We start from the raw sequence: 14,390 nt of genomic DNA, 5'->3' as shown, positions 1-14,390 counted from the left end.
TTTGCAAAAAAATAAAAACAGAACAATGAAAGAAATAAGAATAGACTGTGCCCACCAAAGCGAAGCGGATTTGCTCTTGGCAAAGGAGCAGGCACAACTGCTTTTCCGGTTGAACCACACTATGCCGATGACAGAAGAATATGATGAACTGCTTCATCGGCTTTTTCCTGATATGGGGACGGGGAGCCGGATTAATACCCCGCTAACAGTGGTACGTGCCCATAATGTAAAAATAGGGAGAAACGTTATTATCATGAACGGCTGTCTGATGATGTCTGCCGGTGGCATTACCATTGATGATGAAGTACAGATAGCCGCTAATGTACAACTTATATCAAATAATCATGATCTTGAAAACAGAATGGTTATTACTTGTAAACCAGTGCATATCTGTCGTAGGGCATGGATAGGAGCAGGCGCTACTATTCTTCCGGGTGTGACTATTGGAGAAAATAGCGTGGTAGGTGCGGGAAGTGTGGTTACCCGTGATGTTGAGTCAAGTACTATAGTAGCCGGAAATCCTGCACGCGTTATTAAAAAGATATGAAATAAATAGTGCGTGGGCGATTCTATAAGTTTGTAGTAATGACTGCAAGGTTCAATAAGGCTCGCGTAATCAAGAAAAAGTCTGCTTGTAGAGATGCTCCCCAAAGCATCCATTCATTATCAGCTCTTTAGTTCTTTCTCTTGTAGAGCCTATTGCCAAATCTTCTTCTTTTCCGTCTTCTCTTGTTTTTCCTTCATTCTATCCCCTGTAGAGATGACGATATTGTAATGTGTTGTTTGATAGTGATTTACTTAAATTATCGGTAGATGCCATTTCCTTGCTTTCCGATGCATCTCACCCTAACTTTGCAACATCGAATCTGAGAAACCAGAACGTCTGACTGTTGAGGCCTCACGGTGAAATGCTGCTTGCTTCCGGATGAGATAAGAGAAATGTATTATACCTATTATTATTAAATCATTTAAAACAGAAAAGATTATGGCAATTAAGTATGAAGTAAAGAAAGTAGTATTTGGTTTTGACAAAACCAAAACCGAAAAGTTTGTGGCTCAAACGAAAGTATTGGGAATGGTAGAATTTAAGACACTCTGCGAAGAAGTGCAGAAGGTGAGTATGGCTCCACGTGGCGTGGTGAAGATGGTGATTGATGGGCTGATCGACACCTTGAATATGGATTTGGATAAAGGATATTCCGTGCAGTTGGGGGATTTCGGTTGTTTCCGTCCCGGACTGAATGCGAAAAGCCAGGCGGGAGTGAAGGATGTGGATGCCAATACGGTGTATCGTCGTAAAATAATCTTCAGTTCAGGAGTCTACTTTAAGGAAATGCTGAGTAAGGTTAGTGTAGAAAGGCTGGAATTGGGTAAGGGTACTGTGGTCAAAGACGCAGTCGTTAATCCGAAACCGGACGGAAGTGGCTCCGGTGAAGGTGGTGGCGTGGATGAGAATCCTTTGGGATAACAACTAAATAAGCTTGGACAGGAAGAGAATGGCAAAAAGTTTCTTCCTGTCCTATTTTATAGTATCTTTGCCCGTGACATTGATATGGATGAGAATGTTAGTAATAACGCTTCTCCGATAAGGCGAGGCATATTTATATTTTGCGTATGAAAACACTAATCTTGTTTTTCCTTACTTCTGCTTCTTCACTAATCGCAGTGGCCGATACGTTGGCAGATAACCACAACCATCAGCTTTATTACACCGCTCCGGCTACCATTTGGGAAGAAACCCTGCCTTTGGGTAACGGGCGTTTGGGTATGATGCCCGACGGAGGTATTGACAAGGAACATATTGTACTGAATGAAATTTCACTTTGGAGCGGTATGGAGGCCGATTATGGTAATCCCGATGCATCCCGTAGTTTGCCTGCCATTCAACAACTTTTGTTTGAAGGTAAGAATAAAGAGGCACAAGAATTGATGTACAACAGTTTTGTTCCTAAGAAACCCGAATCGGGTGGTACTTATGGCAATTATCAGATGTTGGCCGACCTTACTTTGAATTTCAGTATTCCTGTCAAAAAGAAATTTGCTTCCGATGAGGTGGTTCCGGTCACCAATTATCGTCGTTGGCTCGATTTGCGTGATGCTGTGGCCTATACTGCTTTTACGAAAGGGGGCATTGATTATCAGCGTGAATATTACACTTCCCGTGATAAGGATGTCATGATTATACACCTGACAGCCAGTCGCCGCCGTTCTCTCTTTTTCACAGCTTCTCTTTCCCGTCCGCAGCAAGGGACGGTGTCTTTGGTTCCCGGCAGGGGGAAGGAAGCGGGTACACTTTTGCTGGAAGGTGCCTTGGATAGTGGCAAACCCGGTCAGGACGGAATGAAATATCGGGTTGCCATGAGGGTGGTTTCCAAAGGGGGGAAGCAGTTTATTTCTGCCGAAGACGGCATAATGTTGACGCAGGGGACGGAAGCCTGGCTGATAATTTCCGCTACTACTTCCTATGCCGCTGTCGGCACAGATTTCCCCGGAAGTCGCTATAAAGAAGTTTGTGACAGCCTGCTGGATGCCGCCACGCCTCCCAGCTCTCAACTTTCCATTCTCGATCCTCAACTTAATAACTCCTCCCATCGCGAACTTTATGACCGCGTTTCTTTAACTCTTCCTGCTACGGAAGATGATGCGTTGCCGACCAATGAGCGTATCGTTCGTTTCACAGAACGGGAATCTCCTGCCTTGGCTGCGCTGTATTATAACTATGGCCGTTATTTGCTTATCAGTAGTACCCGTCCCGGCAGCCTGCCACCGAATTTGCAGGGATTGTGGGCGAATGGGGTGCAAACTCCCTGGAATGGCGACTATCACACCAATATCAATATTCAGATGAATCACTGGCCTCTTGAACAGGCCGGCCTTTCGGAACTTTATCAGCCTTTGACGGGTCTTGTTGAACGCCTTATTCCTTCAGGAAAGGAGACTGCCCGCACCTTTTATGGCAGTCATGCCCAAGGCTGGGTGCTCCACATGATGACGAATGTCTGGAACTATACGGCTCCGGGCGAACACCCTTCCTGGGGCGCGACTAATACCGGTGGCGCCTGGCTGTGTGCACATCTTTGGGAGCATTATCAATATACCCAGGATATAGAATATCTGAAAAAGATATATCCCATACTGAAGGGTGCTTCTGAGTTTTTCCATTCTACAATGGTGCGTGAACCTAAGCATGGTTGGCTGGTGACGGCTCCTACGTCTTCTCCTGAGAACGCTTTCTTTGTAGGAGACGACCCGACACCTGTCAGTGTTTGCATGGGGCCGACGATGGATGTTCAATTGTTGACTGAACTCTATACGAACGTGATTGAAGCCGCCTCTATATTGGAGTGTGATGATGATTATGCTGCGAAATTGCGGGAGGCTCTGGAGAAGTTTCCACCAATGCAAATCAGTAAGGGCGGCTATCTACAAGAGTGGCTGGAAGATTATAAGGAACAGGATGTACATCATCGTCATGTTTCCCATCTTTATGGTTTGCACCCGGGTAATTTGATTTCTCCTGACGCTACGCCCGAACTTGCCAATGCTTGTCGTGCTACGCTGAACCGTCGCGGGGATGGTGGCACAGGTTGGAGCCGTGCCTGGAAGATAAACTTCTGGGCGCGCTTGGGTGATGGCGATCGTGCCTGGACGCTTTTCAAAAGTCTTCTTCATCCGGCTGTCGATCCACAGACTAAGCGTCATGGTAGTGGTACGTTCCCGAATCTGTTTTGTTCGCATCCTCCTTTCCAGATTGATGGTAATTATGGTGGCGCGGCCGGTATTGGTGAAATGCTGATGCAGAGCCATGAAGGGTTTATTCATCTGTTGCCTGCCTTGCCGAAGAGTTGGCATACTGGAAACTTCCGTGGGATGAGAGCCCGTGGTGGTATATCGGTAGATTTAGAGTGGAAAGACGGAAAGGCGGTGAAAGCTATACTTACGGCAACTGCATCGGGAAATTTTCACATAAAGATGCCGGCAGGCGTCAAACAGGCAAAAACAACACTGAACGGGCAGGGAAATACTTATACAAGTAAGACAATTTCTTTGCAATTGGCTACGGGGGACTCTTGTGTATTGTCATTTGATTAAAGTGGTATACCTCATGTGTATTAAGTAGGTATATGTAATAGAGGTGTTGTAACTTTATTTGTTATTTTTGGTTAAATATTTTATGGTTTTTGCAGTAATATATAATTTTGCAGTAACAAAATTAAATGAAAAGAAATAAAGAGGGATTTTATTAGTGTCATGTATTTATGAAAAGCATAGTAATTGCGTGCCATTTAATGTTATTTTTTTGGTTTAATTTATCTGCGCAAAATCTAACGGTATATCAAGATACATTACATATTCATATAAATTTTCGGCAGGGGTATTCTTCTGTCGATTCCTCTTATTGTGACAATCGGGCACAGTTGGACAGCTTGGTTACGCTGTTGAATGGTGCTGTCGGTGATTCGCTTTCCATTGTGAGATCTGTAACGGTGAAAGGGTGTGCCTCGCCTGAGGGATATACATCTTGGAATCATACTCTGTCGGAAAAACGCGCCCGGAATGTGCGTGCTTATATTCTTGAAAAAGTTTCTTTGGCTGATTCTGTGGTTCATGTCGGTCCTTCCGATGTGGGGTGGGAACTGTTGAGTGAAATGATTGCGGCTTCCGATCAACCTTGGCGTGATGAGGCTGTTGAAATCATTGCAAATACACCTATCTGGATATTTGAGGAAGGACGTATTGTGGACGGACGCAAGAACCGTCTGTGTATGTTGCGGGGTGGTCGTGCATGGAGATATATGTCGGAACATTTTTTCCCGGTCTTGAGAAATACCCGTTTTCAGATAATTTATGAGAAAGAATTGCTTCACAAGCCTTTGGTTGAGGCAAAGGAAGGAGTAGCGGATGGCAATGTTTTCAAGATGGAGAAACAAGAAACGGACTTGGTGACAGCCGATACGTTGATGCTTGAACCGGAGAATGGAGCAGTGCATGACGCCCGCGCGGGAATATCTGGAGAGGCGTTTGCCGATAGTGGAGTGGAGACGGAGTTACGGGAAACAGGAAAAGAACAGGTGCGGAAAGAGCGCAGGCGGGGATTATTGCTCAAGACCAACTTGTTGTATGATGTCGTCACTGTGCCCAATATCGGGTTGGAAGTTCCGCTGGGAACAGTATGGTCAGTGGGTGTCAATTGGATGTATGCATGGTGGAGTAACGGGGCGAAGCATCGTTACTTAAGGACGTATGGCGGTGATGTGGAGCTGCGCAGATGGTTTTCTCCGAAACACCGAAGCAGGACATGGATGTGCGGCCACCATGTGGGAGTGTATGGGCAAATGCTGACTTACGATGTGGAGTGGGGAGGCATGGGCTACCAAGGCGACCACTGGACATGGGCGGCGGGGCTTTCTTACGGATACTCATTACCTGTAGGCAAACACTTCAATATCGACTTTACTTTAGGTGTAGGCTATCTGCAGGGCGACTACATGAAATACAACCCGCAGGACGACTGCTATGTGTGGGATTCTACCCACGGGCGAAAATGGTTCGGGCCTACCAAGGCGGAAATTTCTCTCGTTTGGTTTATTGGCGGACGCTACGAGCGGAAAGGAGGTGCGCGATGAGCCGGTTTATTGAAAAATGTTGTGTGGTGTTTCTGCTCGTGTGGCTGCTTCCGGCGTGCGACCATAAAGAACTTTGCTTTGACCATGCCCATATGGTCGACCTCGATATCCGTTTCGACTGGTCGGAGGCGCCCGATGCCGATCCGCGTACTATGGTGGTGCACTTCTTCCGGATGGATGGAAGCTACTACACCAGCCGGGAGTTGCCTCGGGCTGCAGGCGGAAAGGTACGTATGGAGGCGGATGAATATATGTTGTTGTTCCACAACGGAGAAATGGAGTTTGTGGGAGAGGACGGCAATACGTACGACTCTTTCTGGCTCTATACCAAACCCCAGTCCATCCTCGACCCGATGGGAAGAGGCGAGTTGTCGGCACTACCCCCTGAGGCTACGGCAGGCGAGCCGGTGCGCGGCATCCCCGAAGTGGTGTGGGGCGGGCAATATACGTATCTCAATGTGCAGCGGGGGGTAGAAGGGCAGTCTGTTACGCTGAAACCGGCCGAGGTGACCACGTGGTATACGATAGAGGTGTGCAATGTGGAGAATATGGATCCAATGCTCGATGTGAGTGGTGCCTTGTCCGGTATGTGCGAGGGATGGCGGCTGAAAGAAGGCGTATCCGCGGGTGTCTCGGTGACCATGCCGTTCGAGTTGGAACGCCGCTATGATGAGAAAAAGCTTGTGGCGCGCTTCCCGACGTTCGGGCATTGTCCCGTCAGTGTGGGAAAGCATACATTTTTTATATATACTTCACGGCAGACGTATTATGACTTTGACGTGACTGACAAGATACATGATGGTAATGGTGGCGTGGACGAACCCAAGGAAATCCATATCGTGATTGACGATGGCATAAAACTTCCTCCGGCTACGGGAGGAATGACCCCCTCCGTCGACGGGTGGGATGATGTGGTGAACAATGACATCAATATGAATTGAAAAGATATAATGAAAATTTAATAAACTTAACAAGAAAAATGGTTATGAAAAGGAATGTAAAGCTATTAGGCACAATGGCAATGCTCTCCATGGCATTAGCCTCTTGTACAACAGATGAATTGAAGGAGGTTTATCAGGGTGAAAAAATTTCGTTTACTACACGGATGACGCGGGCGGTGGGGACAACTACCGAAAACTTACAAGAGTTTAAGGTATATGCTGAGGCAGATACCTATGACGGCTTTTTTATAGATGGAGAGATTGCAAAAAGGGATAAAGACGGCATGTTTTATACAGACGCAAGCCATATTTGGCCCACAAACGCAAGCCATATTCAATTTTGGGCCTATGCTCCGACTGACTTAGGTGATAAAACAACAGTCACTATAAATTTTGAAGGTCAGAAGTTTGAAAATTTTGTACCTGATAGTGATATAACGAAGCAGAAAGATTTAGTTGTGGCATATAATGACGTGCAAAAAACAAACGCTGGAGGAAAGGCTGTTGTGTTGAATTTCCATCACGCTCTATCGCAGATTGAGATTACAGCGCATTGTCCGAATTCTAGTTCTAAGAGAGTTTTTATAAAGGGGGCTTGGATAGTAAATGTATCTGGAAAGGGTGATTTATCTCGTAATCCTGAGCGGACAAATGATTTGGATTGGACCCCTGCAACTCCCCAAAATAGCTTCTATGGTGCTAACTGGGGTCTAAGTGCCGATGATTATCTTAGGGCTAAGGAGAGCACGGAATCGGTAGATGCTAATAAACTGTTAACAGGAGCTTTAAAAAATCGGAATCTTATGTTAGTGCCACAGAATGTAGAAGCTTACGAGTTTGCAAAAAAAGAAGGAGAAGAAGACAAGTCTGGAGGGTATATATTATTACTTTGTCGAGTTGAAGCTTGGCATCCTGGTGTCACACATGAGGGGGGGACGCAAGATCCATTAGTTAAGGAGGATCCGGAGAAAAAACAGCATATTCATCAACTTTTCCCAATTACGGAGACTTATAAACCAGAAGCCTATGGCTATACTTGTGTTCCTGTGGCGTTTAATTGGGAAGCAGGTAAAAAATATGTCTACAATCTTGAATTCTGTGGTCATAACAGTGGTGCGGGTGTTTATCCCCCGACGAAGCTGCCCGATGGTCTTCCAGCCGGTGATAATATTATAAAAGATATTCCTAAAGAAAAGCATCCGGGTGATCCAGTGCTTGACGAGCCTATTCATTTTAGTGTAGTTGTTGATGGATGGGATGATGCAACCGTAGATGATCCTTCAGTGCAGTAACCACTATTTCATTAAAATATCCCTATGATTATGCGACGTTCTTCTATGCCCCGTCCGATGTCCGGTTTTGCCGCCGGCATGTTGACATTCGTTTTGTCCTGTTGCTTTTCATCGTGTGTGGACGACACATTCGACAAGTACGGTCAAGGTGTATCCGGTCCGTTGTCATTTGCGGTAAATGTGCCGGATGGTTGGACCAATGGTTCCACACGTGCCGCCGACACGGACATAAGCATAAAGAAGATGTCGCAATCCGGAGGTTTGCAACAATTATATTTGGTTACGGAAGTTTCGGAAGCCGCTGTTGAGGTAGCGGCTTCCGATGCAGTAACCCGTGGCGCCCCGGTGACGTCCGGGGATAAGTTCATAGAGCAGAGTTTCGGCCTTTCGGCAATATGCTATGCAGGTGGATGGCCCGATAATTCTGAAGAAGAAAAACAGCTGACTACTAATTTTGCCCATAACTTGAGAGTTAAAAAGAGCCCGACCGGTACAGAATGGATACCCCAATCCAAACTCGACTGGCTTGGCTCCGGAAATATAAAGTTTTTTGCTTATTCACCCTATTCCGAGGATTTCAAACCGGATAATGAGCCAGGCAGTGGTGATGAAACGGAAAACGGTGTAGCGGGAGGAAACCTCAGCCATTCCGCACCTACAGCCTCAGGCATTCCCACCCTTACTTACACCGTATCCACAGTTGCTAAGAACCAGCCTGATTTAATGGTAGCGGTATCCGATGTTCATGATCAGGGAAAGGGAAACAATGGCGCCGTTCAGTTGCAATTCCGGCATGCCTTGACAGCCGTAACTGTAAAGACCGGTAAGGAGATGCTTAAAGGCATTATCAAAGAAGTGACTTTTTCCGACGTGTACGGGAAAGGAACTTATCAATTCGCTACCAATGCGGATAATCTTGGCAGTTGGACCACTGACGGGGAGAGACCAGGGGACTTCACTATAGCAAGAGAGGTTGCGGTGTCGAACACGGAAGATACCGGCGGCACAGAAGATACACAGGAAAAAGAAAATAATTACGTAGACCCCGATAATCCCGTTTCCATTGTAGACGGAGAGTTTACTTTGATGATGATTCCTCAAACGCTTCCTAAGGAGGCTAAGCTGACCATCGAATTTGTAAACGAAATGACCGGTAGGGAACATACACTGACAGCCAATCTTAGCCCGGAGGGGAAAACTAAGTGGGAAATCGGGAAAAAGGTGACCTATTCCGTTTCCACTAACGGGATAGCAATTACTCCGGTGGTAGAACTCAGGATTAACGGACAGAAAGTCGCTCCATTCTCAGTAGATGGAGAAGAGATAGATGAAGAAAGCGAATGGAAAGACTCTCTTTGCATTAGCGGATATCTGCCGAATGTTGATTTTATTGCGTACGCCAAAGTGGCGCAGGAGGGCAAAACGGAAGATAAGGTAGCTTTGCCTTACGTCATAGAATGTTCGACGGATAATGGCAAGACCTGGAACTCTACTGTTTCGATGGCTCATGTTCCCGATGCCGCTGTTAATATATGGAATCCTGTGGCAGAGACTGTCCGCGCATCCGATGAGGATGTTGACAAACGCGTTTCCGGTGTTATGTTTCTGCCCCAGCAGCCGGCTTATTACAAAATGCAGAAAGAATTCTTCCCTTTAAATTTTACACCTGCTTCGGGAGTGGCTACAAGCACGAAAGATGCACCTTATGACTTGACGCAAGGTGGCGAAACTGCCAATTGCTATATTGTGAACCAACCGGGGTATTATTCTTTCCCGGCTATTTATGGGAATGCCCGTAAGAGTGGAAACCTAGGTGATGGAAAGGGTGGAGTGTCTAATCTAGATGCTTATACTTCAAATGAAGAGGCACAATATGTATTGAAGAAATTTGTAAAACATGATGACCTGCCTATTGATGATATACATGTGAAGGGGGTTAAAAGAGCAGCGCTTGTATGGCAAGATGCCCCCGGTCTTGTGACAGATGTGTCTTATGATGAAACTACCAATATGGTAAAATTCCATGTAGCCAAAGAAACGCTGACCCAAGGTAATGCAGTGATTGCCGTACTTGATGGAGAAGGGGACGATGCTACGATTTTATGGAGTTGGCATATATGGGCCACTCATTACCCTTGGTATGCCGGTTATAATAAGGAGGATTATAAAGTGCAGTCCGGTCATGAGGATAAACAAGAGTTTTATTTAGCTCCTTGTAACCTTGGTTATTGTGATTCCCACAAGGGAGATTCTTCAAGAACTATACAGGTGCGTTTTAGATTTATATTGGAGAATGTAGTCGATATCGAGCATAAGGAGAGAATTGTTATCTTTCATTTTCCACAGCCTGGGATTGTAGAATCATTGGCTGGGGATAATACTTATTTCCAGTGGGGACGGAAAGACCCGATGCTTCCGGGAGTTTATAATGCGGAAACGATAAATAATGAAAAATTGTTGCCTAGCCCCGATGAAAACCAAAGACCGGTTATAGGACAAATGACTATGGCAAACAAAAAGTATTATCCGGGTATTAGGGAGTTTGGGCGAGGTGTCTCACGGGTGCCTATAGGAGAGGCTATCAAGAATCCGCATTTACATTATATGAATATTAAAAAAGGTGATTATAACGATGATAGATCTCATTGGCATAATGGAGAAAATGCTGACTATAAATTGGCACAGATTATTAATTTATGGGATTCTCAACTGAGTGGAGGTGGTCAGCAGTATTGGCATTTTGAAGGAGCTAAATCTGTATACGATCCCTCTCCTGCAGGCTATCATATTCCGCCGGTAAATGCGTTTACAGGATTCGGAGCTCCTTCAGGTGAAGTTCTAAATGGTAAAGATGCTGGTGGCCAAAACCATAATGAATATAAGATAAGTGCCTATGACGAAGGGGGGAAGAATTTTGTGATACAATGTGTCTTAGAGGGCAAATATATAAAAGGTTGGAAATTAAGAAGTGCGGCTACCGGAAAATTTATCTTCTTTCCGGGATGTGGCCTTAGAGATATGGGAGAAAAAAACAATGATCCCTATTTTAAGGATAGAACATGGGCGGCACATGCGCAACTTACATTTATTGCAACCTCTTCTATGAGTTCTGTTAATGCGACTGCTCAGAATACGATTATCTATTTGGATCAAAGAGATTACGGAATGGATAATCCAACACATGATGCTTTTGTTGTTAGAGCAGGTACTAATAAAGCCTATGGCTTTTCTGTGCGTCCGGTGCTTGACTAGTGATTTCATTGCCGGACAGAAATAATCTTCAGAGGATTTGTCCGTTGCATTTGAATCTTTTACATTTGCACGTTGTTAACGTATAAGTGTCTAATGCAACATAGTTATGAAGAACAAGCTTGCTTTATTTTTTCTTGCGCTCTCCTTGTTGGCATCCGCAACGGTCAGTGCACAAATCCGTGAGTTGGAACGTTCCACGCCGGAAGCCGAAGGGGTGCCTTCCGGAGCGGTTATTGCTTTGATGGACTCTCTGATGGGACTGCCTAAAACTGATATACACAGTGTAATGGTGCTGCGTCATGGTAAAGTCATTGCCGAAGTCTATCCCGCGCCTTTCGCACCGGAATATCGCCATACCGTATTTTCCTGTTCTAAAACCTTTGTCAGTGCCGCTGTCGGTCTTGCCATCTCCGAGAACCGCCTGCGGCTGACAGACCGTGTTGCTTCTTTTTTCTCTGACCAACTTCCGGATAGCATTTCAGCAAACCTTGCTGATATGACCGTCCGTAACTTACTGAACATGACTTCCGGTGTTACTCCGGACTGGAATATGCGTAATGTCCGTACCGACTGGATAAAAGGTTATTTGGGAAAACAGGTAAAAGTCCCTGGCGAGCATTTCGATTATGACTCCATGAGTTCCTACATTCTTTCCGCCATTGTGCAGAAAGTGACCGGAATGAAGGTGTTGGACTATCTTCGGATGAAACTCTTTGAGCCGATGCATATCACCGATATATCTTGGGAAGTCAGTCCTGAGGGCATCAATACCGGGGGCTGGGGAGTGTATGTACAGAGTGAATCGTTGGCAAAGTTTGGTCAGTTGCTGTTGAATCGTGGTGTATGGAAGGGTAAACAACTGCTTCCCGCCTGGTGGGTAGACCAAATGATGGCGAAACAATCGGATACGGGTAGTTTTGGTTATGGCTATCAGATGTGGCTTTGCGAATATCCGGGTGCCATCCGTATGGACGGAGCTTTGGGGCAATATGTGCTTATCATACCCGATAAGGACATGGTAGTGGTCATCACCGAATGTACCCTGATAGATGGAGCCACGCAACGTCGCTTGGTATGGAACCGCCTGCTGCCTGCCGTGACAAATGACCAGCCACTGATAGCAGGGAAAGACTATAAGCGCTTGCAGAAAAAACAATCTTCTTACCAGTTGCCGGTAGTACAGGGAAAGGCTAATTCGTCCCTTGTCGGAAAATATGCGGATAAAAGCATTATGCTTGAACCGAATAAGTTCGGCTGGCAGTCTCTGGAACTTCATTTTAAGCAGAAGGAAGTGATAATGACGGTGACGGAAACTAACGGAACAAAGTATGACCTCCTGTTTGGCTATAAACAGTGGAAAAAGGCTTCTATCGAAAGCTATCCACCTTATTCTATTGAAGCCAAGGGACGTTTTAACGGAATAGAAGGCCCCTTTTATGTGGCGGGAAGTTATGCTTGGCCGTCTCCTTCCACATTGGAGCTGAAAGCTCATTACGTCAACTGGATTACAGCTCTCAATCTTGCTCTCCGTTTTGACGGGGAGAATGTGCAGCTGACGGTAAAAGAAAACTATTCCTCTGAGGCGAAGGTGATTAAAGGAAAGGTTTTATTTATCTTTGCACCCAATTAAAGAGTTTATCGATTATGAACCGTATCACACTAACCTTGAAACGCCCTTTCATCTGGTTGAGCCGCTTTCGTCACCGTTGCGGTTACGGGGTACATTCACCTTTTGCCTTCAACCTGATTACGCAAGTTATTTATGAGAGTACTCCTTATTATAGGTATAAGGATCTGGCTGTGGAACAAAAAAAACTGGCTTCACAGAAAGACAAAAACTGGATGTATGAATCGAAAAAAGTGAAACGTCTTTTGTTCCGCTTGGTCAACTATACCCAGCCCGATACTATTGTAGATGCCGGTAGACTGGCTGCTTCTTCCCTTTATCTGAAAGCTGGAAAAGAAGGGGCGGACTATACTTCCGCATCCGAACTTTCCGAACTGTTTCTGGAAGCCGGAGTACCCGTAGACTTCCTTTATCTGCATGATTACCGCCATCCGGAATTTGTAGAGGAAGTGTTTCGTATCTGCGCCATACGTACTGCGAAGAAATCTGTTTTTGTTGTAGAGGGAATAAGATATACTCCACAAATGAAAAAGCTCTGGAAACGTATGATGCAGGATGAGAAAGTGGGCATTACGTTCGACCTTTATGATATCGGCATCCTCTTCTTTGATAAAACTAAGATAAAACAGGACTATATTGTCAACTTTTGATTATCTTTAGGCGTTTCAATAGTGATAAACATTAATCGTTATGAAGATATATACCAAAACCGGAGATAAAGGTACTACCTCATTGGTAGGTGGCACTCGTGTGTCTAAAACCCACGTTCGTCTTGAAGCGTATGGCACAGTGGATGAGTTGAATGCTAACTTAGGCGTGCTCATCACTTATCTGTCCGATGAAGAGGACAAAACACTTGTCCGCCACATCCAGGACCGTCTTTTTGCAGTCGGCTCCAATCTGGCTACTGATCTTGAAAAGACGGATTTGAAGTGTGCCAGCATCATTCACCCCGAAGAGATAGAACGCATTGAGAAGGAAATAGACCGTTTGGATAACCTTCTCCCCCCGTTGCATGCTTTTATATTGCCCGGTGGCAGTCGCGGTGCCTCTGTTTGTCACGTTTGCCGTACGGTTTGCCGCAGGGCTGAACGTCGCATCCTGGCTTTGGCGGAACAATGTGAGGTTGCTCCTGAATTACTCGCCTACGTGAACCGTTTGTCCGATTATTTGTTTGTCTTGTCACGGAAAATCAACCAGGATGAGAAAAAAGATGAAATATTTTGGGATAATAGTTGTAAGTGAGAGATTTTATTATACTTTTGCCGAAAAATAGAAAGTAGGACTTAATATTCACAATTTTAATACTTAGGATTATGTATTGGACATTGGAATTAGCATCTAAATTGGAAGATGCTCCCTGGCCGGCAACCAAGGACGAATTGATTGATTATGCCATCCGTTCGGGCGCTCCGCTTGAAGTGATTGAAAATTTGCAGGAAATGGAAGATGAAGGCGATATTTATGAGAGCATCGAAGATATTTGGCCTGATTATCCAAGTAAAGAGGATTTCTTCTTTAACGAAGAGGAGTATTGATACGCTTTTTTTAAGCTTTGCACTGGTTGCAAAGTAGTTAACACATAGAAAGAGGTAGTCCGTAGACCTGTTTACAACGGGTTAAAGGGCTGCCTCTTTTTTTATATTTGTTC

At 45.2% G+C, this 14,390-nt stretch carries 11 protein-coding genes; all 11 read left to right on the top strand.

The window, feature by feature from the left end; translation table 11 throughout:
* Positions 1-25 precede the first annotated feature (25 nt).
* The 11 genes from BUC01_RS12395 to BUC01_RS12345 all read left to right on the top strand — a co-directional run bounded on the left by BUC01_RS12395 (position 26) and on the right by BUC01_RS12345 (position 14,277).
* Positions 26-547, top strand: a complete 522-nt coding sequence (locus BUC01_RS12395) for a DapH/DapD/GlmU-related protein (RefSeq protein ID WP_025830573.1) — start codon at positions 26-28, stop codon at positions 545-547.
* Between the two features lie 438 nt (positions 548-985).
* Positions 986-1,468 (top strand): HU family DNA-binding protein, encoded by a 483-nt coding sequence (locus BUC01_RS12390; RefSeq protein ID WP_073313839.1) that lies wholly within the window; start codon positions 986-988, stop codon positions 1,466-1,468.
* Positions 1,469-1,614: 146 nt separating this feature from the next.
* On the top strand, positions 1,615-4,092 hold the full coding sequence (locus tag BUC01_RS12385) for a glycoside hydrolase family 95 protein (protein WP_073313883.1): 2,478 nt from the start codon (positions 1,615-1,617) through the stop codon (positions 4,090-4,092).
* A gap of 326 nt (positions 4,093-4,418) precedes the next feature.
* Entirely contained in the window at positions 4,419-5,627 is a 1,209-nt protein-coding gene (locus BUC01_RS12380) for a DUF3575 domain-containing protein (protein ID WP_243462230.1), read from the top strand.
* Positions 5,624-6,568: a DUF5119 domain-containing protein gene (locus BUC01_RS12375; protein WP_073313837.1), complete on the top strand. Its 945-nt coding sequence runs from the start codon at positions 5,624-5,626 to the stop codon at positions 6,566-6,568. Before BUC01_RS12380 ends, BUC01_RS12375 begins: the two co-directional genes overlap by 4 nt.
* Positions 6,569-6,612: 44 nt before the next feature.
* On the top strand, positions 6,613-7,860 hold the full coding sequence (locus BUC01_RS12370; protein ID WP_034523939.1) for a fimbrillin family protein: 1,248 nt from the start codon (positions 6,613-6,615) through the stop codon (positions 7,858-7,860).
* A gap of 30 nt (positions 7,861-7,890) precedes the next feature.
* Entirely contained in the window at positions 7,891-11,112 is a 3,222-nt protein-coding gene (locus BUC01_RS12365; RefSeq protein WP_175560879.1) for a fimbrillin family protein, read from the top strand.
* Positions 11,113-11,218: 106 nt separating this feature from the next.
* Positions 11,219-12,742 carry a 3-succinylated cholic acid synthase gene (gene bas-suc / locus BUC01_RS12360; RefSeq protein WP_025830564.1) on the top strand — a complete coding sequence of 508 codons (1,524 nt, stop codon included), beginning with the start codon at positions 11,219-11,221 and terminating at the stop codon, positions 12,740-12,742.
* Between the two features lie 14 nt (positions 12,743-12,756).
* Complete coding sequence (locus tag BUC01_RS12355) at positions 12,757-13,389, top strand: hypothetical protein (RefSeq protein WP_025830563.1); 633 nt, start codon at positions 12,757-12,759, stop codon at positions 13,387-13,389.
* A 40-nt stretch (positions 13,390-13,429) separates the two neighbouring features.
* Positions 13,430-13,984, top strand: a complete 555-nt coding sequence (locus tag BUC01_RS12350; RefSeq protein WP_073313833.1) for a cob(I)yrinic acid a,c-diamide adenosyltransferase — start codon at positions 13,430-13,432, stop codon at positions 13,982-13,984.
* A gap of 71 nt (positions 13,985-14,055) precedes the next feature.
* A complete protein-coding gene (locus tag BUC01_RS12345; protein WP_007212024.1) occupies positions 14,056-14,277 on the top strand; it encodes a DUF2795 domain-containing protein in 222 nt (73 codons plus the stop codon).
* Positions 14,278-14,390: the final 113 nt, after the last annotated feature.

Origin of the sequence: Bacteroides stercorirosoris, assembly GCF_900142015.1 — a bacterium.
GTDB classification, from domain to species: Bacteria; Bacteroidota; Bacteroidia; order Bacteroidales; family Bacteroidaceae; genus Bacteroides; species Bacteroides stercorirosoris.
Note: the sequence above shows the minus strand (reverse complement) of the source record. Positions and strands in the feature narration are given on the sequence as shown.

Coding starts and splice junctions, on each gene's coding strand:
- BUC01_RS12395 (WP_025830573.1), top strand. CDS start 26: ATGAAAGAAATAAGAATAGACTGTGCCCACCAAAGCGAAGCGGATTTG.
- BUC01_RS12390 (WP_073313839.1), top strand. CDS start 986: ATGGCAATTAAGTATGAAGTAAAGAAAGTAGTATTTGGTTTTGACAAA.
- BUC01_RS12385 (WP_073313883.1), top strand. CDS start 1,615: ATGAAAACACTAATCTTGTTTTTCCTTACTTCTGCTTCTTCACTAATC.
- BUC01_RS12375 (WP_073313837.1), top strand. CDS start 5,624: ATGAGCCGGTTTATTGAAAAATGTTGTGTGGTGTTTCTGCTCGTGTGG.
- BUC01_RS12370 (WP_034523939.1), top strand. CDS start 6,613: ATGAAAAGGAATGTAAAGCTATTAGGCACAATGGCAATGCTCTCCATG.
- BUC01_RS12365 (WP_175560879.1), top strand. CDS start 7,891: ATGCGACGTTCTTCTATGCCCCGTCCGATGTCCGGTTTTGCCGCCGGC.
- bas-suc (WP_025830564.1), top strand. CDS start 11,219: ATGAAGAACAAGCTTGCTTTATTTTTTCTTGCGCTCTCCTTGTTGGCA.
- BUC01_RS12355 (WP_025830563.1), top strand. CDS start 12,757: ATGAACCGTATCACACTAACCTTGAAACGCCCTTTCATCTGGTTGAGC.
- BUC01_RS12350 (WP_073313833.1), top strand. CDS start 13,430: ATGAAGATATATACCAAAACCGGAGATAAAGGTACTACCTCATTGGTA.
- BUC01_RS12345 (WP_007212024.1), top strand. CDS start 14,056: ATGTATTGGACATTGGAATTAGCATCTAAATTGGAAGATGCTCCCTGG.